Origin of the sequence: Kingella pumchi (genome assembly GCF_022288825.1) — a bacterium.
In the GTDB taxonomy this organism is placed as follows: domain Bacteria; phylum Pseudomonadota; class Gammaproteobacteria; order Burkholderiales; family Neisseriaceae; genus Kingella_D; species Kingella_D pumchi.
In genome coordinates, this window is record NZ_JAKOOW010000023.1 from 12,787 (window position 1) to 35,488 (window position 22,702).

Consider the following 22,702-nt stretch of genomic DNA (forward strand, 5'->3'; position numbering starts at 1 on the left):
CCGCCGCCCCACCCTTTCAGGCTGCCTGAAACGCAATCCCGCCCCGTTTTCCCTATTGCAAACACCATGACCGACCGCACCCTGATTCTGGCCTCTGCCAGCCCGCGCCGCCGCGAGATTCTCGAAAACCTCGGCTATGCCGTGCGCACCGGCGCCGTTCCCATCGACGAAACCCCGCTTGCCGCCGAAGCCGCCGAACCCTATGTGCTGCGGATGGCGCAGCAGAAAAACCGTGCCGCGCTGGCGGTGCACGGCGACAGCCTGCCGCTGCTGAGCGCCGACACCACCGTCGCCCTCGACGGCCGCATTCTCGGCAAACCCGAATCCGCCGACCACGCCCGCAGCATGCTGCGCGCACTCTCCGGCCGCAGCCATCAGGTGCTGACCGCCGTCTGCGTGCACTACCAGGGGCGCGAACACAGCATCGTGCAAAGCAGCGACGTGCGTTTCAAAGCCCTGTCCGACAGCGAAATCGAGCGCTATATCGCCGGCGGCGAACCGATGGACAAAGCCGGTGCTTACGGCATCCAGGGCGCCGGCGGTATTTTCGTCTCCCACCTTGCCGGCAGCTTTACCGGCGTGATGGGGCTGCCGGTATACGAAACCGTGCGCCTGCTCCAGCACTGCGGCGCCGCCGTACCGCCCTTTGCCTGAAGCCGGACGCACAGGCAGCCTGAAAACTTTTCCCCGCACACACACTATGGACATTCTCACCCGCCTGCACAATCTGCCCGCCGGCCGTTTTCATTACCGGCTGCTGCTGTTGGTCGGCATCGGCTGGCTGTTTGACGCGATGGACACCGGCATGGTGTCCTTTGTGCTGCCGGTACTGACCAAACAATGGCAGCTCACGCCCGCGCAGAGTGCGTGGATCGTCGGCATCACCTTTGCCGGCATGGCGCTGGGGGCGGTGGCCGGCGGCCGCGCGGCCGACCGCTTCGGCCGGCGCAATGTGTTTGCCGCCTCGATGATGGTGTACGGCGCCGCCACCGGCCTGTGCGCGCTGGCGCCGGATGTGGACAGCCTGCTTGTCTGGCGTTTTGCCGCCGGCATCGGGCTGGGTGCGCAGCTGCCGGTGGCGGTGTCGCTGGTGAGCGAATACGCGCCGCCGCAGCTGCGCGGGCGCTTTATCGTGCTGCTGGAAAGTTTTTGGGGACTGGGCTGGCTGGCGGCGGCGCTGGCGTCTTATTTCCTGATTCCGCGCTACGGCTGGGCCAGCGCCTTTGCCCTCGGCGCGCTGCCGCTGCCCTATGCGCTGTGGGTGCGCACGCGGCTGCCCGAATCGGTGCCCTATCTGCTTGGCCGCGGCCGCGTGCAGGAAGCGCACGAAATTGTCTGCCGCATGGAAGCGGCTGCCGGCAGGCAGCCTGAAAACCGCGCCCTGGCCGCCGTGCCACCCGCCGCCAAGCCGCCGCGTTTTGCCGAACTGTGGCAGCCGCCCTTTGCCCGCCGTACGCTGATGCTGTGGCCGGTGTGGTTCGGCATCGTCTTTTCCTATTACGGCATTTTTACCTGGCTGCCCAAGCTCCTGGTCGGCCAAGGGCATACCGTCGTCCAGACCTTCGAATACATGCTGGTGCTGATTACCGCCCAGCTGCCCGGCTATTTCGCCGCGGCGGTGCTGGTGGAAAAAATCGGCCGCAAGGCAACGCTCGCACTGTTTCTCGCCGCCTGCTCGCTGTGCGCGTGGCGCTTTGGCGGCGCCCAGTCTGCCGATGCCGTACTGGCGTGGGGCGCGGCGATGTCCTTTTTCAACCTCGGCGCCTGGGGCGTGCTCTACACCTACACGCCCGAACTCTACCCCGTGCGCTTTCGCGCCGCCGGCTCGGGCTGGGCGGCAGCGGCCGGACGGCTCGGCGGCATCGCCGCGCCCTCGGCGGTGGCGCTGCTGCTGCAAAGGCAGAGCGGTTTTGATGCCATTTTCGCCATGTTTGCCGGCGTGATGGCGGCGGTGGTGGTGCTGATTCTGGTACTGGGCGAAGAAACCCGCGGCCGCACGCTGGAAGACATCAGCCGCCAACTTTGAAAAACCATTTGGCGCCGCCAAGCAGGCAGCCTGAAAACGCAAACCCGCTTTTCAGGCTGCCTTGCCGTCTGTTTGACCCGCCTGCGGCTGTGGCAGATTTGCCGCTTTTGCCGCCAAAGCGCCGCCGCCGGCACACAGATGCTTTCAGGCTGCCTGATGTTCGGCTAGAATGCCGCAATTTTGTTTTTCCGCCCGTGCGCGCCGGCCGCGCCGCCACCAAACCACCGACTGCCCAAACACAAGCGCCATGTTCAACTTTATAAAAAACATCTTCAAAGGCAAAGACGAGAAGCCCCAGCCCGCCCCGAGCGGTCCCGCCCCCGCCGCAGCTGCAGACGAAACCGCTGCCGCCGCCGACGCCCCCGCGCAGCCTGAAAACCGCGCCGGCGATGCGGCAGACGGCTCCGCCGTTGAAACCACCGCCCCAGAGCAGACAGCAGAAGCTGCCGATGGCGAAACCGACACCCCAACCGCTGCCGTTGCCGTTGAAACGGCTGACACCGATACCGCCGACACCGAAGCAGAACCCGTCATCCCCGCCGAAGACCGGCAGCCTGAAAACCCTGCCGCCGATAGCGCATCATCAGAAACTCCCGTTCCCACTACCGGCGAAACTGCCGCTTCCCCCGCATTCAGCAACTGGGCGCACCCCGATTACAACGCCGCCGCCGGCATCAGCCGTCCGGTACGCAGCGACAACGCCGCGCAAACCTGGGCCAACCCGCAAACGCTGTCGCGCAACAATACCGTGCAGACCGAAAGCCGGCCGCAGGCTGCCGATACCGCCGTTCCAACCCCGCAGCCTGAAAACGGTACCGGCGACGATACCACCGCCCAAGCGCCAAGCGCCGCCGACAACCAGCCCGCAGCCGCCGATATTGCCGACACCAAAAAAAACACCGCCGCCAAGCAGCCTGAAACAAACCAGCCTGAAGCCGAAACCCAGCAGCCTGAAACCAAAACCCAGCCTGAAAAACAAGGCTGGGCGGCGCGGCTGAAACAGGGTTTGAGCAAATCACGCGACCATATGGCCAAGTCGCTGGCCGGCGTGTTCGGCGGCGGCAAAATCGACGAAGAACTGTACGAAGAACTCGAAACCGTGCTGCTCACCAGCGACATGGGCATCGAAGCCACCGAAGAGCTGATGGACGAAGTGCGCCGCCGCGTGTCGCTGCGCGGCTTAAGCGACGGCGCCGAACTGCGCGAAGCGCTCAAAGAAGCGGTGTATGAGCTGATCAAGCCGCTGGAGCAGCCGCTGGTGCTGCCGGAAAAAGGCCCCTTTGTGATTATGATGGCCGGCATCAACGGCGCCGGCAAAACCACTTCCATCGGCAAACTCGCCAAATACTTCCAGCAACAGGGCAAATCGGTGCTGCTAGCGGCAGGCGATACTTTCCGCGCCGCCGCCCGCGAGCAGCTGCAGGAATGGGGCGAGCGCAACGGCGTAACCGTAATTTCGCAGGCTTCGGGCGACTCGGCCGCCGTCTGCTTCGATGCGGTGGAAGCAGCCAAAGCCCGCGGCATCGACATCGTTTTGGCCGACACCGCCGGCCGCCTGCCCACCCAGCTGCACCTGATGGAAGAAATCAAAAAGGTCAAACGGGTGCTGCAAAAAGCCATGCCCGACGCGCCGCACGAAATCATCGTGGTGCTCGATGCCAATATCGGCCAGAACGCCGTTAACCAAGTAGCCGCCTTTGACGACGCGCTGGGACTGACCGGCCTGATCGTAACCAAACTCGACGGCACCGCCAAAGGCGGCGTGCTGGCGGCGCTGGCAAAAAACCGCGCGATACCGGTGCGCTACATCGGCGTCGGCGAAAAAATCGACGACCTGCGTCCTTTCGACGCCCGCGCCTTTGTCGATGCCCTGCTCGACTAATCTTAAAAAAGCAGCCTGCGTAGCGAAGCAAAGTTGCAAAGCCAAACCCGCAAAACAGGCTTTCAGGCTGCCTGATTGGAAAACCCTTACCCCTATGGCAAAAAGCGCCCCCTCTTTCCGCCCTACCCTGCCCTGGCTGCTTGCGCGGCCGGTGCGTTTTGTCGGCTTCGGCTTCGGCTCGGGGCTTGCTCCGGTTGCCCCCGGCACCGCCGGCACCGTGCCGGGCGTGGTGCTGGCTGCGCTGCTGCTGTGGCTGGGCGTCAGCCCTTTTTGGCTGGGCATGCTGTGCGTGCCGCTGTTTTTCATCGGCATCTGGATCTGCAACGAAACCGAGCGCGATTTGGGCGTGCACGACTACGGCGGCATCGTCTGGGACGAAATCGTCGCCATGATGCTGGTGCTGGCCTTTACCCCCGACGGCTGGCTCTGGTGGCTGGCGGCCTTTTTGCTGTTTCGTTTTTTCGACGCCGTCAAACCGCCGCCCATCCGCTGGTTCGACCGCCGCGTCTCCGGCGGCTTCGGCGTGATGCTCGACGACATCATCGCCGCCGTGTTCAGCATCATCATCATCGTTTTGCTTGACTGTATTACCGGATAACCCGCCATGTATGAAGACGAAATCCGCATCCGCGTCGAACCCAACTATATGGCCGCCGAAAGCAGCGCCGCCGCCGAACGCTACGCCTTTTCCTACCGCATCACCATCGAAAACCGCAGCGACTATACCCTGACCCTGCGCAAGCGCCACTGGGAAATTACCGATGCCCACGGCAGCATCGAAAACATCAGCGGCACCGGCGTCATCGGCGAACAGCCGGTGCTGATGCCCGGCGAGAGCTTCGAATACCAAAGCGGCATGCAGCTCACTACCCCGTGGGGCAGCATGCGCGGCAGCTACGAATTTGAAAACGACCTGGGCAGCCGCTTTACCGTCGATATACCCGAAACCGATTTGAAATCGGATACCGTGCTGCAGTAGGCCACCGCCGTTTCATTCGTTTCATTACCCTTTCAGGCAGCCTGAAAACCCTGAAACCGGCTTTTCAGGCTGCTTTTTCCTTTGCAACTACGGAACCGCCATGAATTTCAGAACCGCCATTTTTCCCGTTTGGCTGCTGGCGCTGGCCGGCAGCGCCGGCTCCTTTAGCGGCCAGTACCTGCTGGGCATGAACCCTTGTGTGATGTGCATCGAGCAGCGGCTGGCCATGCTCGCCGCGCTGCTGGTAAGCACCCTGCTGCTGATTCTGCCGCCGCGCTGCCGCCGCGTGCAGCTGCTATCCGGCCTGATTACCGCCCTGCCCGCCGCCTTCGGCCTGTATGTTGCCGTCAAACAAAGCCATCTGCAGACCCTGCCCATCGGCGCCCAGCCTTCCTGCGGCGCGCCGTGGGCCTTCCGCCTGCGCGACTGGCCGCTGTTTGACTGGTTCGAACCGGTTATCCGCGGCGACGGCGCATGCGGCGAAGTCTATACCATGCTCGGCATCCCCCTGCCCTGGCTCGGCGCCGCGCTGTTTTCGCTGATGCTCGCCGCCCTTGCCTTCGGCCTACTGCGCGGCAAAAAGCGTTAAACCGCCGGCACCAAAACTTTCAGGCTGCCTTCGGATCAAGGCAGCCTGAAAGTTTTTATTGATACCGATGCCGTCAAACCGCCTACAAGCAGCCTGAGACCTTTGCAAAACCTAAAATAAAATAAGAAATAGTTAAATCATCGTCATTCCCGCGCAGGCGGGAATCTTGGCTGAACTTAATCAATAGATTGTTTTTCCAATAATTTTTGAATATCAAACAAGATTCCCGCCTGCGCGGGAATGACGGCATTTTTTATTTTTCAGGCCGGCTTTGGGATTTTGCAAAGGTCTCAGCCTGAAAGCCCAAGCCCACGCCTATTCCGGCAGCGCGGCCGAACCCATGCGGCGCAAGATGATATTGGTTTTGCTGCGCAGGCGCGGGTCGGACGGATTATCGGCGTAGCGCAGCGGCGCGGGAACGCGGGCGGCCAGCTGGGCGGCCTGGGCTTTGCTCAGGCGGGCGGCGTCGGTGTGGAAAAAGCGCTGCGCGGCGGCTTGGGCGCCGTAAACGCCGTAGTCCCATTCGATTACGTTGAGATACAGCTCGAAAATGCGGTCTTTGTCGGTGGTGGCTTCCAGCATGGCGGTGATGGCGGCTTCTTCGGCCTTGCGCCAGTAGCTGCGTTTTTCGTTGAGAAACAGGTTTTTCGCCAGCTGCTGGCTGATGGTGGAACCGCCGGCGCGCACTTTGCCGCTTTTTTCGTTGCGGCGCATGGCGTTTTTGATGCCGTTCCAGTCAAAACCTTCGTGGCCGGCGAAATTGGCGTCTTCCGACGCAATCAGCGCCTTTTTCAGATTAACGGAAATATGCGGATAGGCCGTCCAGCGGTAGTCGAGCCGCACTTCGGGGCGGGTGTCGGCCAGCTGCGCCATGCGCATGCGCATAAAGGCAGTTTGGTGCGGGGCAACGGCGCGGTAGCTGATAATGCTGCCATAGACATAAACATTAAACAGCACCAGCGCCAGCGGCGGCAGCACCAGCAGTCTGAACAGCCATTTCATTGCGACAACTCCTCGCGCAGCGCGGCGATAACCGGCGCAGTATCGGCACGAAAACCGCGCCACAGAAAATAAGATTCGGCAGCCTGCTCCACCAGCATGCCCAGGCCGTCGGCCGCAGCGGCGGCGCCGTTTTCGAGCGCCTGGCGCATAAACGGCGTCGGCTGCGCGGCATAAACCAAATCATAGGCCAGCAGGCAGCCTGAAAAAATATCGGCCGGCACCGCAGGCGCTTCGCCTTTCAGGCTGCCTGAAGTGGCGTTAATCACAATATCGAAACGGCGGCCGGCCAGCGCGTTTAGCGGCAGCGCTTCGACGGCAAACTCATCGGCCAGCGCCTGCGCCCGCCCGGGGCTGCGGTTGGCAATCAGCACGCTTTCAGGCTGCCCCTGCAGCAGCGGCAGCACAATGCCGCGTGCCGCGCCGCCGGCACCGATAATCAGAATCCGCCGCCCCTCCAGCGCTACGCCGAGATTGTCCGCCAAATCGCGCACCAGGCCGGCGCCGTCGGTATTGTCGCCGCGCACGCGCCAGGCTTTGCCGCTTTCAGGCTGCGCGGGCAGGCGGATAAAGGTATTGACCGCCCCCGCAGCATGGGCGCGCTCGCTCAATTCGTCGGCATAGCGGCACGCCCATTCTTTAAACGGCACGGTGATGTTCGCCCCCAGGCCGCCTGCGGCAAAAAACGCATCCACGCCGGCGCGAAAATCACTTTCGCTATCGGACAGCGCCAGCGCGCGGTAGTCGATGTCCTGCCCCTGCTGCGCGGCAAACAGGCGGTGGATGCGCGGCGACTTGCTGTGCGCAACCGGCTGGCCGAACACGGCAAATTGCGCAAAATGCTGCGTTTGCATGCGGACTCCTTATGGTTTGGTTTTCAGGCTGCCTGAAGCATGTGCATGATCAGGCGGATCAGGGTGTCTTTCTGCTTGGGATCGGATTCGGCGACGAGCAGGGTGAGCGCGGCCAGGCCGGTGTCGTTGATGACGGCTTCGCCGCGTGCGTTAAACAAACGCCCGTTGCGGTGCAGGAAATCGGCAAACAAAAATGCGCTGCTGCGTTTGTTGCCGTCTGAAAACGGATGGTTTTTGACGACGAAATACAAAAGATGCGCGGCTTTGCTTTCGATGCTGGGATAAGCGGGTTCGCCGAATACGGTTTGCTCTAAATTACCGAGTAAGGCTTCAAGGCCGCCGTCGCGCTCGCGGGCAAACAGTTCGGTGGCTTCGCCGCGCGCCATCAGCTGTTGTTTAAACTCCGCCAAGGCGGCGCGGGCTTCTTCAACAGTAGGCAGCTCGCCGCCTGCTTGGGCTTTAGGCTCGCTCAACAAGCCTTCATCGTATTGTTGCAGCCAGAGAAAGGTTTGCGCATAACGGCCGATAATATCGACCAGGCCGCGTCCGCTCTCAACGGTTAATTCGGGCGAAGCGGCGGTTTTGCGGATAAGGGCGACGGCCTGCTCCAATTCGGCGGCGTTTTGCTGCAAACGGCTTTGGTTAAGCGCGTAGCCTTTGAGCAGGTAGTCTTTCAGGCGGGCGGTCGCCCAAATGCGAAATTGCGTGGCATAACGAGACTTAACGCGATAACCTGTTGAAATAACTGCATCCAAATTGTAGTGCTTAATTTGGCGCGTAACCTTGCGGCTGCCTTCAGTTCGAACTACCGAGAAATCCTCGGTAGTTGCCTGCTCGTCCAACTCGCCTTCGGCATAGATGTTTTTCAAATGCAGACTGATGTTGTCGGCACTGGTATCAAAAAGCTGCGCCATCTGCGCCTGCGACAGCCATACGGTTTCTTGGCCGAAACGCACTTCCACCTGCGTTTGGCCGTCTGAAGTCTGATAGATTTCGATGGGATTATTCATGGTTCCGACCTTTTTTCAGGCAGCCTGAAAGCCGTTTAGAAACACCGGCAGCCAAAACAGCAGCAGTCGTGCCGTTTTATGTTTTCAGACGACCCTGCACAGCAAAGGCCGTTCCCGCCTCAAGCACGCGGGAATGACGTTTCTGAAAGCGCAGCTTCAACGAAGTGAAAACCTGTTCAGGCTGCTTTTTCCTGCGTTTTCAACAGCGGGAAACCGAGCTTCTCGCGCCCTTCCACATATTTTTGCGCCACGCTGCGGCTTAGGGCGCGGATGCGGCCGATGTAGGTGGCGCGTTCGGTTACGGAAATCGCGCCGCGTGCGTCGAGCAGGTTAAACGTATGGCCTGCCTTGAGTACCAGCTCGTAGGCGGGCAGGGCAAGCGATGCGTCTTCCAGCGCGAGCAGGCGTTTGGCTTGGGCTTCGTAGCCGTTGAATTGGTCGAGCAGCCAGGCGGCGTCGCTGTATTCAAAGTTGTAGGTGGACTGTTCGACTTCGTTTTGGTGGTACACGTCGCCGTAGGTGAGTTTGTCGCCTGTGGGCGTAATCGTCCAAACCAAGTCGTACACGTTTTCCACACCTTGCAGATACATGGCCAGGCGTTCGATGCCGTAGGTGATTTCGCCGAGCACGGGGGCGCAGTCGATGCCGCCGACTTGTTGGAAATAGGTAAACTGGGTGACTTCCATGCCGTTGAGCCACACTTCCCAGCCCAAGCCCCACGCGCCGAGCGTGGGGTTTTCCCAGTCGTCTTCGACAAAGCGGATGTCGTGGACTTTGGGGTCAATGCCCAGCTCTTTCAGGCTGCCTAAATACAGGTCTTGGATATCGGCGGGCGCGGGTTTGAGCGCGACTTGGAATTGGTAGTAGTGCTGCAGGCGGTTGGGGTTGTCGCCGTAGCGGCCGTCTTTGGGGCGGCGGCTGGGCTGCACGTAGGCGGCAAACCACGGCTCGGGCCCGAGCGCGCGCAGGCAGGTGGCGGGGTGGGACGTGCCGGCGCCCACTTCCATGTCGAAAGGTTGCAGGATGGCGCAGCCCTGGTTTGCCCAATATTGTTGCAGTTTGAAGATGATTTGCTGGAAGGTAAGCATGGGTTTTCTGCCTTGCACGGTCGTCAAAACGGCGCATTTTACTGTGCGGCGGGGGGATTGAACAGCCGCGCCGCTTTCAGGCTGCGTGGCGCGCCGGCTGCGGCGGAAAGTGTAAATTTGCGCCAAGCTTCGTATATAATGGCGCCGATTTTCAACACCCGCCTATTAAGGAAACAGACATGGATCTCGAACAAAAAGACGAAGACCGCAAAAAACGCCGTGCCGCCATCCCTGCCGCCGCCGAAGAAGGCGACAAAACCCAGCGCTTCGGCCTGCTGCTGAGCTTGGGCTTTGCCACCCTGACCGCGATTGCCGTATTGGCGCTGGCCTTTGCCTTCAGCGGCGACGATGAAGGCGACAGTGCCGAGAGCGAGCAGGCTTCCGCCGTTGAAATGATGGAAGACGAAGCGGCCAGCATCGCCACCGCCATGGCCGAAACCCAAACCGAAGGCATGACCGCCCCCGCCGACACCGCTTCCGAAGCCCAAACCGGCGATGCCGCCGACAGCGCCGCCAACCCCGCCGAAGTGATTCTGGCGCCCGAAACCCAGGCTGCCGGCGAAGCGAAAACCGTGGTGGAAAACGGCATTGTCAAATTCTACTTTGCCACCGGCAAAGCCGAGCTGGCGCCCAATTCGCTGGACGCGCTTAAAGACGTGGCCGCCGGCGTGAAAGAAGGCAAAAAAGCCGTGGTTTCCGGCTATACCGACAGCACCGGCAACGCCGAAATCAACGCTAAACTCTCCAAAGAACGCGCCTTTGCCGTGCGCGACGCCCTGCTGGCCGCCGGCGTACCCGAGAGCAGCATCGAACTGCGCAAACCCGCCTCCGATACCGGTAGCGGCAGCAAAGACGAAGCCCGCCGCGTCGAAGTCATACTGGAATAAACCCCGCAACCAAGCAGCCTGAAAACCCGATACCGGTTTTCAGGCTGCCTGATTTGAAGCCCGCCTTTCGGCCTTGTCGGTCTGTAATTAAAGCATCGCAGTTTTCAGGCTGCCTGGTTTGCCAAACCAAAACTGCGACTGCATCTGCCGCAACCCGCCCCAAAGGCAGCCTGAAAACCTCCGACACCGCTCGGAATCCGCCCAAACGGCGTTATTCCCGCGCAGGCGGGAATCTTGTTGCAAAATCGGGCTTCGGACGGCTTTTTTCAGCATGGTCAAATATCAACCCAGATTCCCGCCTGCGCGGGAATGACCTTATTGGAGATTTTATGGCGCATCAAACCGCTTCAGACACGGATGGCCGGCAGACCCCAAACCAAGCCGCTGCCGTGTCTTTCACTATCCGCCCCGCACACGCCGACGAAGCGCCGGTGCTGGCTGCCATTGAAGCCGCCGGTTTTCCGCCTGCCGAAGCCGCCAGCCTTGAACGCATCAGCGAACGCCTGCGCGTGTTTCCCGAGCAGTTTTTTGTGGCCGAAGCAGACGGCCGCGCCGTCGGCTTTATCAACGGCTGCGCGTCTGATGCGCCCGATTTGCCCGACGCCTACTACGCCGATGCCACCCTGCACCGCCCGCACGGCCGCTATGCCGCCGTTTTCGGCCTAGTGGTGCTGCCCGAATACCGCGGCCGCGGCATCGCCGCCGCCCTGCTGCGCCACTACACCGACACCATGCGCGAGCGCGGCAAAGCCGGCGTGATTCTGACCTGCAAAGAACATCTGGTCGATTGGTACGGGCGCTTCGGTTTCCGCAACCACGGCACCGCCGATTCCGAACACGGCGGCGCCACCTGGTACGATATGAAATACATTTGGGCACCGTAATGCCCAAAGGCAGCCTGAAACCCGCCCGCCCCGTTTTTCAGGCTGCCCCGCCCTTTGCAAACCCCTTTAAGGAAGCCCCATGAGCACACTACTCGCTCTCTCCCCGCTCGACGGCCGCTATGCCGCCTCCGCCGAAGCCCTGCGCCCCGTGTTTTCCGAATACGGCCTGATCAAAGCCCGCGTGCGCGTGGAACTCGAATGGCTCAAAGCGCTCGCCGCCGCGCCGCAAATCAGCGAAGTGCCGCCGTTTTCCGCCGCCACCCTTGCCGAAATCGACGGCGTAATCGCCGGTTTTTCGGCGGCCGACGCCGAAGCGGTCAAAGCCATCGAAGCGACCACCAACCACGACGTTAAAGCCGTCGAATACTGGCTCAAACAGCGCTTTGCCGCCAACGCCGAAGTGAGCGCCGTAAACGAATTCATCCACTTCGCCTGCACCAGCGAAGACATCAACAACCTGTCCCACGCCCTGATGCTGCGCGAAGCGCGCGATGCCGTGCTGCTGCCCAAATTGCGCGAACTCACCGACAAACTGCGCGCGCTGGCGCACGATCTGGCCGCCGTACCGATGATGAGCCGCACCCACGGCCAGCCCGCCACGCCCACCACGCTAGGCAAGGAAATCGCCAACGTGCTCGCCCGCCTGCAACGCCAGATTGCGCTGCTGGAAAAACAGGAATTCCTAGGCAAAATCAACGGTGCCGTCGGCAATTACAACGCCCATCTGGTTGCCTATCCCGATGTCGATTGGGAAAACCACTGCTGCCAATTCGTCGAAAAATCATTGGGTTTGAGCTTCAACCCCTACACCATCCAAATCGAGCCGCACGACTATATGGCGGAACTGTTCCAAACCATCGCCCGCACCAACACCATCCTGATCGATTTCAACCGCGACGTTTGGGGTTATATTTCATTGGGTTACTTCAAGCAGAAAGTGAAAGAAGGCGAAGTCGGCTCCTCCACCATGCCGCACAAAGTCAATCCCATCGACTTTGAAAACTCCGAAGGCAACCTCGGCATGGCCAACGCCGTGCTCGGTTTTCTCGCCGAAAAACTGCCCGTATCCCGCTGGCAGCGCGACCTCACCGACAGCACCGTACTGCGCAATATGGGCGTCGGCGCCGGCTACACCCTGCTCGGCTTGAACGCCTGCCTGCGCGGTCTGAACAAACTCGAAGCCAACCCCGCCGCCCTCGCCGCCGATCTCAATGCCACTTGGGAACTGCTGGCCGAGCCCATCCAAACCGTAATGCGCCGCTACGCCGTACCCCAAGCCTACGAGCAGTTAAAAGCGCTCACACGCGGCAAAGACGGCATCACGCCTGAAACCCTGCGCCAGTTTATCAACGGCCTGGCGGTTCCCGACGAAGCCAAACAGGCGCTGCTCACACTCACCCCCGCCGGCTACACCGGCAAGGCCGAAGAGCTGGCGCGGCGCATCTAAGCTGCCTGAAAAACATGAAATAAAAATGGATTATTTTTGTTATAGAGTAGAGAGCACTATGAAAAAAATCGGTATGCTGATTGCGGTAGTATTGGCTTCTGCCTGTGCTGGAACCGGAAATATCCGCAGTGAAGACGAAGCCCTTGCCTTGGTAAGGAAGTCGATTGTGAAAAACCGACTTACCGCGCTAAAAGAAGAATGTTATGTTTTTATTGTGGATGACAAGCCGTCGTCCTATGAAATTGATGTTCGGGAAAAACATAACCGGGAATGCGGAGGCGACCCCAATACGGCTCCCCGCCTGTTTGGCTATGTTGTGGATAAGAATACGGGTAAAATGAAGACCGACGGTTCTGTGCCGGATGAATATACCGGTGAATATAAAGACATTGATTAACTTGACTAAGGAGTATTGTAAGGCATCCGGGCAGGCAGCCTGAAAGCCGCTACCCCAAACAAAAAAAGGCAGCCTGAAAACCTTGACACGGGTTTTCAGGCTGCCTTTGGGCTTTGGGGAGCCGAATCAGTTTTCAGGCTGCTTTCGTTCGGCATTACTCTTTACCGATCCGATATTACCGCCAAGCGCCGCAAATATTTTCAGGCTGCCTTTTCCAACAGGCAGCCTGAAAAGCAAACGGCGCATCAGAGCCGGCTAGACGTCGTAAGTGCCCATCACCGAAGCACTCGCCAACACATGCCCCTGCATCGCAAAATGCAGGTCGTTGAAACGGAAACCGCGCGGCAGGTTCAGCTTCGTATCCAACGCATACACAATCAGCTCGTAGCGATGGCGGCAGTTCGGCGGCGCCATCCCGCCATAGCATGAGGCCTCTTCAATCTCAAATTTGCCCAACACACTCGCCCAACTGTTCGCCCCCTGCACATAATCCTTGGCCGACACACTCTCGTTTTCTGCCACCTTGGCAGGATTGAAGGTTTTGTTGGAACATGGCCCAGCCTACGCCTGCTTGCTATCAGATGAACACATCGCCTTACGCCAGAAACCCATCACAATTGCCGCCGCAATGATGATGATTCCGTATGGAATCATACCGTTGCCGTTTTCATATACCGCCCGTCCGCCCGGAAAGCCTGTGCGCGCGGTATTGGCAACCGTGTGGCACGCAATCAATACAAATACCGATCCGCCGCTGCCGTTATACAGCCATACATAGATAATCCTCACGGCAACCGTCCCTGCCAGCCCCCACGCGATCAGTTCGGCAGGCTGCCCCACGGCAATCATGGACGGCAAATGCCACAATGCCCACGGCACCCCGATAATCAACGCCGTAACAAGCGGGGTAAAACGCCGTTGCAGACTTTCCGTAGCGTAGGCGGCATAGCCCAATTCCTCGGCAACTGCCGCGATAAAGAACATAACGAACGCTCCGGCAAGCGGCGCAAACGATACGGATAAGGCAGGTATGGTTTGTCCTGTTTGGCGTATCGCGACATAAGTCAGCAGATAAAGCAGGGGAAAAATCAGTATCGCCGTCCAAAAATAGGCAGAATGCTTGATCCGCCCGTAATCAAACACACGGCCAAACAGTCCACGCACCGCCGCTATTCCGCCCTCGCGATAACGCAGCAACGCGGCGGCAACCGTCGGGGTGAGTGCCGCTCCGATGTCGGTCAGCGGCAGATTATCAGGCAGGGGGCTGTGTTTGAGAAACAAAGACAGCAGCCAAAACGGCGCGCTCAAAGCGTACACCAGCAGAAAGTATTGCCACGGATGCGAATAACCGGCTGTCGGTTTTTCTGAAGAGGGCTTCTGCATGTTATTCCTGTTCGTTCCGTAAATAAGTTGGCAGGGGAGCAGGTACGGCCTGCTACATGATGTACAGTATAAAAATATTGCGCGTTTTTTTCTAATTATTATGAAAAGCAGCCTGCACTTCGATTTGATTTGAAGAGTGCAGGCTGCTTTTCATAGAGAGGTCGTCTGAAAATTATTTCTCAGGCAGCTTTGAGATTACAGGTGATATGAGGATTTCGTTGGGTCATGACCCAAGCTGCGTTTGCCGCCAACTGTATTACGGCATGGTTTGGAATCATTCGGCAACGACAAAACCGCGTGCGTGCGTATCGCACACACCCTACACCTTAATCTTAAGGTTTGTTTTGCCCGCAGGTAGGGTGTGTAGCGTAGCCACGCACGCGGCTGGCATGTATGCGGTCACAGTTGCCACATTTACTCTTGTTGTATAGGACTATTTCGGTATTTTAGGTACATTTCTAATTTATATTTTTCAAAGGATTCAATAATAGATTTCTTCAATTGGTTTTTAGTTATATCATCATTGTTTGTTTCAATATTTAAAATTGTAAGCTTAAGTATTAATTCTATAGGAATTCCATTTTTATCACTAGAAAATTCAAATTCTATTTTACAAGTTCCTGTTATATCATTATTATCAATAATGTAATTACATTTTATCCCCATTAGTTTGATGAAAGGATGTATTGATTTATCCTGAAAGAAGAAAGTAGAATGCAAATCCCTGCCCTTCATCTTTAAATCATCTATCTTATCTTTCATCCAAGTAATATGCTCTGGTAGATTCGGTATATCTGCATCAGGAGAAAAGTGGATGTCATCGGTATCTTTAAATTTAAGTATTGTATACCTCGCATTTTGAGATAGTTCTTGAAGAAATTTTATTCTAGAGGCATTATTAAAATCTAAGAACTTTATAGTTACTATTTCATCAGTAGGTTTTACATAGCCATCATTTTTAAAATTTTGAATTAATTTTTTAGATAGAGCATCTCCAAAATCCATAGTTTCATTAGAAGTATGTGTTAGAGAAATATTCAATGAATTAGTTTCTCTATCTAATTTTAACTCTATCCTCCCTTTATGATAAGTTTTGTTTTTACTTAAGTTGCTGATAAGGTTATCTCTTTCAATTTCAAATTCCACATATACATGATTATTATTTAATGACGTAAAGTCAGTAATATCAGATAATCTTAGTGTTCCAAATTCATCATTTAGTATTGGGCTAAAATCAAAATTCGTTGGAATACAATCTAGTAAATCTAGGTCAGTATCCCATCTAATTGTTCGTGTTTTTAATTTTGGTGTTTCTTCTTTAGTTTTTAAGCTTTCTTTGATTTCTAAGAATTCCTCTGGTGATAATCCCGTTTTAATAAGAGTTATAGCAGCATTTTCTTTATCACTGGAATATGTTATTACCCCTCTACTTCGCAAAATATTTTTTATATCAATAAATTTGATAGATGACTGCCCTATTAATTGTCTTAAGAAGTCTCTAGTAGGCAATAAAATTTCATTGTTACTCATCTTTATATAAACTCCTAAAATCAGGGGAATATGATTTAATCGAAATAAGATTTTCAGGCTTTTCGACATTTACTAGAGCTGTTCTTACTTCTGGCTCATGCTGACTTGCAATATAATTTGGAAAGAGAAAGAGATATTTACAATTCATTTTTGCAGTATATTCATCAGCTGCCTTTATAAGACGCCGTAACGAATCACCATCAAAGTTTTCAGAAGAAGCCAAACAAAAAGTGTCAATAGCCTCTGTATCACTATTATTTTTTAGAATAACTGGAATAATTGGTGACGTTAGAAATTCAACAGGTAATACCTTGCCATATCTAGGTATATCAGCATCCTGATAACTTAAAGATGTTTCTGGGTAATAGAAAAATATTTCATACCTATTATTACTCCTTAAGAATTTCATCAAGTTGAATATAAAGTTAACTTTTTTATTATCTATAACATGTACAGTATCAAATTTCCAATCGGATTCCAAATTAATATTCGCAATTTTTGTAATTAAGTTATCATAGGTATTCTCATTGCTCGATAACCAAAAAAGAACACCTATATCCTGATGTTTTCGTATGTTATTAAATAAATTCTTACGCTCAGTCTTTAGTTCCGAATGTTTAAAGCACTCTAAAGTCTGAACCAAATCTTGCATATAATCTTTAAATTGATTTTTTGGATTATTAGGGTAAGAATTATTTGTGTGTTTTACAGAAACAATTATATTTTGTATTGTATTTTGTTCTAAAGGTGTTTTATAAGTAAACAGGATATCAATACCATGTGTATTTCTCTGCCTGGAGTTACCTTTAGCATGTCTTACTGCTTTTTGACATGAAAGTGTAAGATTATTTTCAACCTTATCCCAACCAATTAAATTGAGGAAGTTATCTACTATATTTTCACCTATCTCACCAATTGTTTTAGAATATTCACCCATGTTGTACTCCTAATTAAATTTGAAAAATCAGCTAACATCTATAAATATTTCAAACTGCTTTAGTTTGCCTTATTTGTTAAATCAGTTTACTGTTTACCCAACCTTCCAAACTTCCCAGCATTTCAGGCAGTTTCGCAGCATCCGTACCTCCTGCCTGTGCCAAATCCGGTCTGCCGCCGCCTTTGCCGCCGACTTGTTCGGCTGCGAATTTGACCAAATCGCCGGCTTTCACTTTGTTTGTCAGCGGTTTGGATACGCCGGCGCACAGGGAGACTTTGCCGTCGTTTACTGCCGCCAAAAGAATCACGGCGTTATCGGATTTGCCGGTTAAATCGGTAACGATTTCGCGCAGGGCGGCTGCGTCGGCTTCGATTTGGGCGGCAACGAGTTTGGCTACGCCCAAGTCTTTGGCTTTGTCCAAGAGTTTGGCGCCTGCGTGGACGGCGAGTTCGGCTTTGGCTTTTGCCAACTCTTTTTCCAAGGCTTTGGCGTTTGCGGCGTTGGCTTGGATTTTGGCGAGTACGTCTTTTTCGGTTTGGGCTTTGACTTCGGCGATGATGTTTTTCATCAGGCTTTCTTGGTTTTGCGCCCATGTCAGTGCGGCTTGACCTGTGATGGCTTCTACGCGGCGGATGCCTGCGGCGATGCCGCCTTCGCTGATGATTTTGAAGAAGCCGATGTCGCCGGTGCGGGCGACGTGGGTACCGCCGCACAATTCGATGGAGTAGTCGCCCATGGTGATGACGCGGACGAAGTCGCCGTATTTTTCGCCGAAGAGCATGACTGCGCCTGATTTTTGCGCGTCTTCAATAGACATGGTTTCGACTTTGACGGGCACGTTGGCAATAATCGCGGCGTTGACGCGGCGTTCGACTTCGGCGATTTCTTCCGCGCTGATGCCTTGCGGGTGGGAGATGTCGAAGCGGGTCAGCTCGGCGTTTTGCAGGCTGCCTTTTTGTTCGACGTGTGTACCCAAAACATCGCGCAGGGCTTTGTGCATCAGGTGGGTAACGCTGTGGTTGCGCATGATGCTGTTGCGGATGTCGTTGTCGATTTCGGCGGATACGGCATCGCCCACTTTCAGACGGCCTGATACGACTGCGCCGAATTGTCCGTGTACCGCCGCTTTGATTTTCTGCGTGTCTTCGACACGGAAGCGGTTTTCGCCTGCGAAGATAAAGCCTACGTCGCCGACTTGGCCGCCGCTTTCGGCGTAGAACGGGGTTTGTTCCAAAACAACCACGCCTGCTTCGCCTGCTTGCAGTTCGTCCACGGCTTCGCTGCCTTTGTATAAAGCGATGATTTTGGTGTCTTGGCTGCGTTTTTCGTAGCCGGTGAACTCGGTGTCCGCGCCTGTGTAGTCCAGTTGCGCGTTGGCTTTGAAGTTTTGCGCGGCGCGGGCGCGGGCGCGTTGGGCTTCCATTTCGCGGTTGAAGCCTTCTTCGTCCAAATCGATACCCAATTCGCGCGCCATGTCGGCAGTCAGGTCGTAGGGGAAGCCGTAGGTGTCGTAGAGTTTGAAGATGTGTTCGCCGCCGATAACGAGTTTGCTGTTGGCGATGTTGTCCATCAAATAAGCATTCAAGGCTTCGGCAAACGGTTTTTCCGCATCGGGAATATGGGCGGTTTCCAAAGCAGCCTGCAAATCGATATACATGCCTTCGTTCAGGCTACCTGAAACTTGGGGACGGATAACGATTTGCTTTTTGCCCGGAGCGGCACGGGAGGCGGCGGTGAATTCCACACCCTCTGCGGTTTTCAATGCCAGTGGTTTGCCCGCACCATCTTGCGGCAGCAGGCTTTCCAGTTTCAGGAATTTCATGCCGTTGAACACTTGGTTGAACAAACCCATGCCTTTTTCCAGCGTTTCGCCGAAGCGGCTCTCTTCCGCGCGCAGGGCTTCCATAATCTGCGTCTGTTTCTCTTTCAACTCGGGATACGCGTCGCCCATTGCTTTGACCAAATCGGGGACGAGTTTGTAGAAAAACGCTTGTTTCTGACCGAGTTTGTAACCGTGGCGCACGGCGCGGCGGATGATGCGGCGCAGGACATAGCCGCGGCCTTCGTTGGCCGGCATCACGCCGTCGGCAATCAGGAAGGAGCAGGAGCGGATGTGGTCGGCGATGACTTTCAGGCTTGGTTCGTCCATGCTGAACGGCGCGCCGGTTTCGCGGGCAACGGCTTTGAGCAGGTCTTGGAACAAATCAATCTCGTAATTGCTGTGTACGCCCTGCATCACGGCCGCCATGCGCTCCAAGCCCATGCCGGTATCGACGCTGGGTTTGGGCAGCGGGTTCATGTTGCCCGCCTCGTCGCGATTGAACTGCATGAATACGCAGTTCCAAATTTCAATCCAGCGGTCGCCGTCTTCTTCAGGGCTGCCGGGAATGCCGCCCCAGATTTCTTCGCCGTGGTCGTAGAAAATTTCGGAACAAGGGCCGCAGGGGCCGGTGTCGCCCATCTGCCAGAAGTTGTCGGATGCGTATTTCGCGCCTTTGTTGTCACCGATGCGGACGATGCGCTCGGCAGGCATACCAATTTCGTTCAGCCAGATGTTGTAGGCTTCGTCGTCTTCAGCATACACGGTCGCCAAGAGTTTTTCTTTGGGGATGTTCAGCCATTCGGGGGAAGTGAGGAACTCCCAAGCGAAGTGAATGGCGTCGCGTTTGAAGTAGTCGCCGAAGGAGAAGTTGCCCATCATTTCAAAGAAGGTGTGGTGGCGGGCGGTGTAGCCGACGTTTTCCAAGTCGTTGTGCTTGCCGCCTGCGCGCACGCATTTTTGTGCGGTGGTGGCGCGGTTGTAGGGGCGTTTGTCAAAGCCCAAAAATACGTCTTTAAACTGGTTCATGCCGGCGTTGGTGAAGAGCAGCGTGGGGTCGTCGTGGGGGACTAATGACGACGAGCGGACGGCGGTGTGGCCTTTGGATTGGAAGAATTTTAGGAATTTTTGGCGCAGTTCGGTGGTTTTCATGGTGTTTCGCTATTTTAGGTTTAGGAAGCGGCGGTCAAACCGTTTTCAGGCAGCCTGAAAAAACGGGCTGCCTGAAAACGGCGGCACCTGCAAAAGCAGGCGGCCGCAAACAATTAAAAACAGGGTGTTATCTTACCCGAATTTACACGGCTCGCCTACACGGCGGCAGCAAAAATCTGCATGGCGCTATCGGTGCAATTTACCGCTTTCAGGCAGCCTGAAAGCGCGTTTGCGCACGCAGCGCCGCCGTGCGGTTTGCTATATAATCCGCGCCTGTTTTTTCGCCCAAGTGCACACCATGACCACCGCCACTCCCCTGCTCGATACCGTAAACCTGCCCGAAGACCTGCGCCGGCTGCCGGCCGACCGGCTGCCGCAGCTGGCCGCCGAACTGCGCGGCTTTTTGCTGGAGAGCGTGCAGCAGACCGGCGGCCATTTCGCCAGCAATCTTGGCGCGGTGGAGCTGACCGTCGCCCTGCATTATGTGTACGACACCCCGCGCGACCATCTGGTGTGGGACGTCGGCCACCAGAGCTATCCGCACAAAATCCTGACCGGCCGCAAAAACCGCATGCACACCATGCGCCAGTTTGGCGGGTTGGCCGGTTTTCCCAAGCGCAGCGAAAGCGAGTACGACGACTTCGGCGTCGGCCATTCGTCCACGTCCATCGGCGCCGCGCTGGGGATGGCGGTGGCCGACCGCTTGTCCGGCAGCAGCGCCCGCAGCGTCGCCATTATCGGCGACGGCGCGATGACCGCCGGCCAGGCCTTTGAAGCGCTCAACTGCGCCGGCGATATGGCCGACACCGATCTCTTGGTGATACTCAACGACAACGAAATGTCGATTTCGCCCAATGTCGGCGCCCTGCCCAAATACCTGGCGCGCAACGTGATGCGCGATATGCGCGGCGTGCTGCACAACATCAAAAACCAGTCCGCCTTCGTGCTCGACAAACTGCCCGCCGTTAAAGAAATCGCCCAAAAAGCCGAAGAAACCATCAAAGCCTACGCCAGCGAAAGCGAGCACATCAAACAGTCGCTCTCACTGTTTGAAAACTTCGGCTTCCAATACACCGGCGCCATCGACGGCCACAACCTGCCGCTGCTCATCGATACCCTGCGCGAACTGCGCCGGCGCAAAGGCCCGCAGCTGCTGCACATCATCACCAAAAAAGGCCAGGGCTACAAACTCGCCGAAAACGATCCCGTCAAATACCACGCCATCGGCAAAACCGTGCACAAGCAGCCTGAAAACGCCGATTCAAACGCCGATACCGATACCCAAGCACCCAAAAAGCAGCCTGAAAAACCCAGCTACACCCAAATCTTCGGCCGCTGGCTGTGCGACCAAGCAGAAGCTGATTCCCGCCTGGCCGCCATCACCCCCGCCATGCGCGAAGGCAGCGGCCTGGTCGAATTCGCGCAGCGCTTTCCCGAACGCTATTTCGACGTCGGCATCGCCGAACAGCACGCCGTAACCTTTGCCGCCGGCCTGGCCTGCGCGGGCGTCAAACCCGTCGTCGCCATCTATTCCACCTTTTTACAGCGCGGCTACGACCAGCTGGTACACGACGTTGCCCTGCAAAACCTGCCCGTGCTGTTTGCCATCGACCGTGCCGGCATCGTCGGCGCCGACGGCCCCACCCACGCCGGCGCCTACGATTTGAGCTTTCTGCGCTGCATTCCCAATATGGTGATCGCCGCCCCCAGCGACGAAAACGAATGCCGCCTGCTGTTGTCCACCTGCTACGCGCTCGAACAACCCGCCGCCGTGCGCTACCCGCGCGGCAGCGGCTGCGGCGCAGCAGTAAACGACACCCTCGACACCGTGCCCGTCGGCAAAGGCATTATCCGCCGGCAGGGCAAAAGCACCGCCATCCTTGCCTTCGGCAGCATGGTCGCCCCCGCCCTGAAAGCCGCCGAAGCGCTGGACGCCACCGTTGCCGACATGCGCTTTGTCAAACCGCTCGACGAAGAACTGGTTTTGCAGCTGGCTGCCGACCACGACTACATCGTCTGCGCCGAAGAAAACGCCGAAGCCGGCGGCGCCGGCAGCGCCGTTCTCGAACTGCTCGCCCGCCAAGGCAGCCTGAAACCCACCCTGCTCGCCGCCATCCCCGACACCGTAACCGACCACGGCGACGCCGCCCTGCTGCTCGACAAACTCGGCCTTTCCGCCGCCGCCCTTACCGAGCGCATCCGCAAATGGCTTGACGCCCAAGCAGCCTGAAAGGCGGAAAAACCGTTTTCAGGCTGCTTTCCCATATCTGCAACCGAGAAAAGAGATCCGCCATGAGCACCCTGCCCCCACCCAACCAGGTTTACCGCCTGCTCGATCACTATCTGGCCGAACTCCAGCGCCTGCCCGACACCACCGTGCGCGCCGAATTGAGCGACGAGCAAAACGCCCTGCTCGCCTATCTGCGCATGGACAAAATCGCCGAAGACGAAGGTTTTGCCGCCGTGATCGCCGCCGGCTTCGGCCGCGACGTATTTGAAAGCAGCCTGATTGCCGAACTGCACCGCTGGCAGATTGCCGACACCGCGCGCATTCTCGAGCAGGCTGCCGCCCTCTACCGCCGCCACGGCGGCGAAATCGAAAGTCGCGCCGCCGCCGGCGAGTCCGCCGAATCCCTGCGTGCCGACTACCCCGACTTCGCCCCGCTCGACGAAGCCTACTACCTGACCTGCGAAGACGACTTCCCAAAAATCTATATCTACGTGCGCCACCGCTATCCGGCCTTTGTGCTGCCGCAGGCAGCCTGAAAAAATCCTGCCCGATTCCTGTCGGCACGAAAAGAAAACCGGATAAAACTAGCCCGCCCCAATGGCAGCCTGA

20 protein-coding genes and 1 pseudogene are annotated in these 22,702 nt (G+C 56.7%); 12 read left to right on the forward strand and 9 right to left on the reverse strand.

Translation table 11 applies throughout. The annotated features are described in order from the left end of the window. Positions 1 to 66: 66 nt before the first annotated feature. The 6 genes from MB824_RS05650 (at position 67) to MB824_RS05675 (ending at position 5,476) form a co-directional block, all read left to right on the forward strand. Positions 67 to 654 (forward strand): Maf family protein, encoded by a 588-nt coding sequence (locus MB824_RS05650; protein ID WP_238746656.1) that lies wholly within the window; start codon positions 67 to 69, stop codon positions 652 to 654. Between the two features lie 46 nt (positions 655 to 700). Beyond that, positions 701 to 2,026, forward strand: a complete 1,326-nt coding sequence (locus MB824_RS05655) for an MFS transporter (protein WP_238746658.1) — start codon at positions 701 to 703, stop codon at positions 2,024 to 2,026. 247 nt (positions 2,027 to 2,273) lie between these two features. Next, a complete protein-coding gene (gene ftsY, locus MB824_RS05660) occupies positions 2,274 to 3,908 on the forward strand; it encodes a signal recognition particle-docking protein FtsY (protein ID WP_238746659.1) in 1,635 nt (544 codons plus the stop codon). Between the two features lie 94 nt (positions 3,909 to 4,002). Next, positions 4,003 to 4,506: a phosphatidylglycerophosphatase A family protein gene (locus tag MB824_RS05665; protein ID WP_238746660.1), complete on the forward strand. Its 504-nt coding sequence runs from the start codon at positions 4,003 to 4,005 to the stop codon at positions 4,504 to 4,506. A gap of 6 nt (positions 4,507 to 4,512) precedes the next feature. After that, positions 4,513 to 4,887 carry a Co2+/Mg2+ efflux protein ApaG gene (gene apaG, locus MB824_RS05670; RefSeq protein ID WP_238746661.1) on the forward strand — a complete coding sequence of 125 codons (375 nt, stop codon included), beginning with the start codon at positions 4,513 to 4,515 and terminating at the stop codon, positions 4,885 to 4,887. Positions 4,888 to 4,987: 100 nt separating this feature from the next. Then, positions 4,988 to 5,476, forward strand: coding sequence for a disulfide bond formation protein B (locus tag MB824_RS05675; protein ID WP_238746662.1), 489 nt, complete (start codon positions 4,988 to 4,990; stop codon positions 5,474 to 5,476). 315 nt (positions 5,477 to 5,791) lie between these two features. On the opposite strand, the gene mtgA is transcribed toward MB824_RS05675, so the two are convergent. From mtgA to glyQ, 4 genes are all read right to left on the reverse strand, one after another. Next, positions 5,792 to 6,478: a monofunctional biosynthetic peptidoglycan transglycosylase gene (gene mtgA, locus MB824_RS05680; RefSeq protein WP_238746663.1), complete on the reverse strand. Its 687-nt coding sequence runs from the start codon at positions 6,476 to 6,478 to the stop codon at positions 5,792 to 5,794. After that, on the reverse strand, positions 6,475 to 7,329 hold the full coding sequence (aroE, locus tag MB824_RS05685) for a shikimate dehydrogenase (protein WP_238746664.1): 855 nt from the start codon (positions 7,327 to 7,329) through the stop codon (positions 6,475 to 6,477). The genes mtgA and aroE overlap by 4 nt, the downstream gene beginning before the upstream one ends. 23 nt (positions 7,330 to 7,352) lie before the next feature. After that, complete coding sequence (rhuM, locus tag MB824_RS05690; RefSeq protein WP_238746666.1) at positions 7,353 to 8,339, reverse strand: RhuM family protein; 987 nt, start codon at positions 8,337 to 8,339, stop codon at positions 7,353 to 7,355. Between the two features lie 176 nt (positions 8,340 to 8,515). Then, complete coding sequence (gene glyQ / locus MB824_RS05695) at positions 8,516 to 9,427, reverse strand: glycine--tRNA ligase subunit alpha (RefSeq protein WP_238746668.1); 912 nt, start codon at positions 9,425 to 9,427, stop codon at positions 8,516 to 8,518. 179 nt (positions 9,428 to 9,606) lie between these two features. On the opposite strand from glyQ, the gene MB824_RS05700 reads away from it, so the two are divergent. The 4 genes from MB824_RS05700 to MB824_RS05715 all read left to right on the forward strand — a co-directional run bounded on the left by MB824_RS05700 (position 9,607) and on the right by MB824_RS05715 (position 13,042). Continuing rightward, complete coding sequence (locus tag MB824_RS05700; protein WP_238746669.1) at positions 9,607 to 10,314, forward strand: OmpA family protein; 708 nt, start codon at positions 9,607 to 9,609, stop codon at positions 10,312 to 10,314. Positions 10,315 to 10,703: 389 nt separating this feature from the next. Next, positions 10,704 to 11,198, forward strand: a complete 495-nt coding sequence (locus tag MB824_RS05705) for a GNAT family N-acetyltransferase (RefSeq protein ID WP_238746670.1) — start codon at positions 10,704 to 10,706, stop codon at positions 11,196 to 11,198. 79 nt (positions 11,199 to 11,277) lie between these two features. Next, on the forward strand, positions 11,278 to 12,645 hold the full coding sequence (purB, locus tag MB824_RS05710) for an adenylosuccinate lyase (RefSeq protein WP_238746671.1): 1,368 nt from the start codon (positions 11,278 to 11,280) through the stop codon (positions 12,643 to 12,645). A gap of 58 nt (positions 12,646 to 12,703) precedes the next feature. Next, positions 12,704 to 13,042, forward strand: a complete 339-nt coding sequence (locus tag MB824_RS05715) for a hypothetical protein (RefSeq protein ID WP_238746672.1) — start codon at positions 12,704 to 12,706, stop codon at positions 13,040 to 13,042. A 255-nt stretch (positions 13,043 to 13,297) separates the two neighbouring features. On the opposite strand, the pseudogene MB824_RS05720 reads toward MB824_RS05715, so the two are convergent. The 5 genes and pseudogenes from MB824_RS05720 to alaS form a co-directional block, all read right to left on the reverse strand. Further along, positions 13,298 to 13,564, reverse strand: a pseudogene (locus tag MB824_RS05720) (YbhB/YbcL family Raf kinase inhibitor-like protein); the annotation flags it as partial. A 39-nt stretch (positions 13,565 to 13,603) separates the two neighbouring features. Beyond that, positions 13,604 to 14,425, reverse strand: coding sequence for a CPBP family intramembrane glutamic endopeptidase (locus MB824_RS05725; RefSeq protein WP_238746673.1), 822 nt, complete (start codon positions 14,423 to 14,425; stop codon positions 13,604 to 13,606). A gap of 414 nt (positions 14,426 to 14,839) precedes the next feature. Next, positions 14,840 to 15,955 carry a GapS4b family protein gene (gapS4b, locus tag MB824_RS05730; protein ID WP_238746674.1) on the reverse strand — a complete coding sequence of 372 codons (1,116 nt, stop codon included), beginning with the start codon at positions 15,953 to 15,955 and terminating at the stop codon, positions 14,840 to 14,842. Further along, positions 15,948 to 16,892, reverse strand: coding sequence for a GapS4a family protein (gene gapS4a / locus MB824_RS05735; RefSeq protein ID WP_238746675.1), 945 nt, complete (start codon positions 16,890 to 16,892; stop codon positions 15,948 to 15,950). Before gapS4a ends, gapS4b begins: the two co-directional genes overlap by 8 nt. Positions 16,893 to 16,968: 76 nt before the next feature. After that, positions 16,969 to 19,863, reverse strand: coding sequence for an alanine--tRNA ligase (gene alaS / locus MB824_RS05740; RefSeq protein ID WP_238746676.1), 2,895 nt, complete (start codon positions 19,861 to 19,863; stop codon positions 16,969 to 16,971). A gap of 298 nt (positions 19,864 to 20,161) precedes the next feature. Here alaS and dxs point away from each other — a divergent pair, with 298 nt between their 5' ends. Then, on the forward strand, positions 20,162 to 22,093 hold the full coding sequence (gene dxs / locus MB824_RS05745) for a 1-deoxy-D-xylulose-5-phosphate synthase (RefSeq protein ID WP_238746677.1): 1,932 nt from the start codon (positions 20,162 to 20,164) through the stop codon (positions 22,091 to 22,093). Between the two features lie 62 nt (positions 22,094 to 22,155). After that, positions 22,156 to 22,629, forward strand: a complete 474-nt coding sequence (locus tag MB824_RS05750; protein WP_238746678.1) for a DMP19 family protein — start codon at positions 22,156 to 22,158, stop codon at positions 22,627 to 22,629. Positions 22,630 to 22,702 lie beyond the last annotated feature (73 nt).

What these genes read in the sequence shown, in the direction of transcription:
- MB824_RS05725 (WP_238746673.1), bottom strand. Translation starts at nt 14,425, where the DNA reads ATGCAGAAGCCCTCTTCAGAAAAACCGACAGCCGGTTATTCGCATCCG.
- apaG (WP_238746661.1), top strand. Translation starts at nt 4,513, where the DNA reads ATGTATGAAGACGAAATCCGCATCCGCGTCGAACCCAACTATATGGCC.
- glyQ (WP_238746668.1), bottom strand. Translation starts at nt 9,427, where the DNA reads ATGCTTACCTTCCAGCAAATCATCTTCAAACTGCAACAATATTGGGCA.
- MB824_RS05665 (WP_238746660.1), top strand. Translation starts at nt 4,003, where the DNA reads ATGGCAAAAAGCGCCCCCTCTTTCCGCCCTACCCTGCCCTGGCTGCTT.
- MB824_RS05715 (WP_238746672.1), top strand. Translation starts at nt 12,704, where the DNA reads ATGAAAAAAATCGGTATGCTGATTGCGGTAGTATTGGCTTCTGCCTGT.
- MB824_RS05655 (WP_238746658.1), top strand. Translation starts at nt 701, where the DNA reads ATGGACATTCTCACCCGCCTGCACAATCTGCCCGCCGGCCGTTTTCAT.
- rhuM (WP_238746666.1), bottom strand. Translation starts at nt 8,339, where the DNA reads ATGAATAATCCCATCGAAATCTATCAGACTTCAGACGGCCAAACGCAG.
- MB824_RS05650 (WP_238746656.1), top strand. Translation starts at nt 67, where the DNA reads ATGACCGACCGCACCCTGATTCTGGCCTCTGCCAGCCCGCGCCGCCGC.
- mtgA (WP_238746663.1), bottom strand. Translation starts at nt 6,478, where the DNA reads ATGAAATGGCTGTTCAGACTGCTGGTGCTGCCGCCGCTGGCGCTGGTG.
- gapS4a (WP_238746675.1), bottom strand. Translation starts at nt 16,892, where the DNA reads ATGGGTGAATATTCTAAAACAATTGGTGAGATAGGTGAAAATATAGTA.
- alaS (WP_238746676.1), bottom strand. Translation starts at nt 19,863, where the DNA reads ATGAAAACCACCGAACTGCGCCAAAAATTCCTAAAATTCTTCCAATCC.
- dxs (WP_238746677.1), top strand. Translation starts at nt 20,162, where the DNA reads ATGACCACCGCCACTCCCCTGCTCGATACCGTAAACCTGCCCGAAGAC.
- MB824_RS05675 (WP_238746662.1), top strand. Translation starts at nt 4,988, where the DNA reads ATGAATTTCAGAACCGCCATTTTTCCCGTTTGGCTGCTGGCGCTGGCC.
- MB824_RS05700 (WP_238746669.1), top strand. Translation starts at nt 9,607, where the DNA reads ATGGATCTCGAACAAAAAGACGAAGACCGCAAAAAACGCCGTGCCGCC.
- gapS4b (WP_238746674.1), bottom strand. Translation starts at nt 15,955, where the DNA reads ATGAGTAACAATGAAATTTTATTGCCTACTAGAGACTTCTTAAGACAA.
- ftsY (WP_238746659.1), top strand. Translation starts at nt 2,274, where the DNA reads ATGTTCAACTTTATAAAAAACATCTTCAAAGGCAAAGACGAGAAGCCC.
- aroE (WP_238746664.1), bottom strand. Translation starts at nt 7,329, where the DNA reads ATGCAAACGCAGCATTTTGCGCAATTTGCCGTGTTCGGCCAGCCGGTT.
- purB (WP_238746671.1), top strand. Translation starts at nt 11,278, where the DNA reads ATGAGCACACTACTCGCTCTCTCCCCGCTCGACGGCCGCTATGCCGCC.
- MB824_RS05750 (WP_238746678.1), top strand. Translation starts at nt 22,156, where the DNA reads ATGAGCACCCTGCCCCCACCCAACCAGGTTTACCGCCTGCTCGATCAC.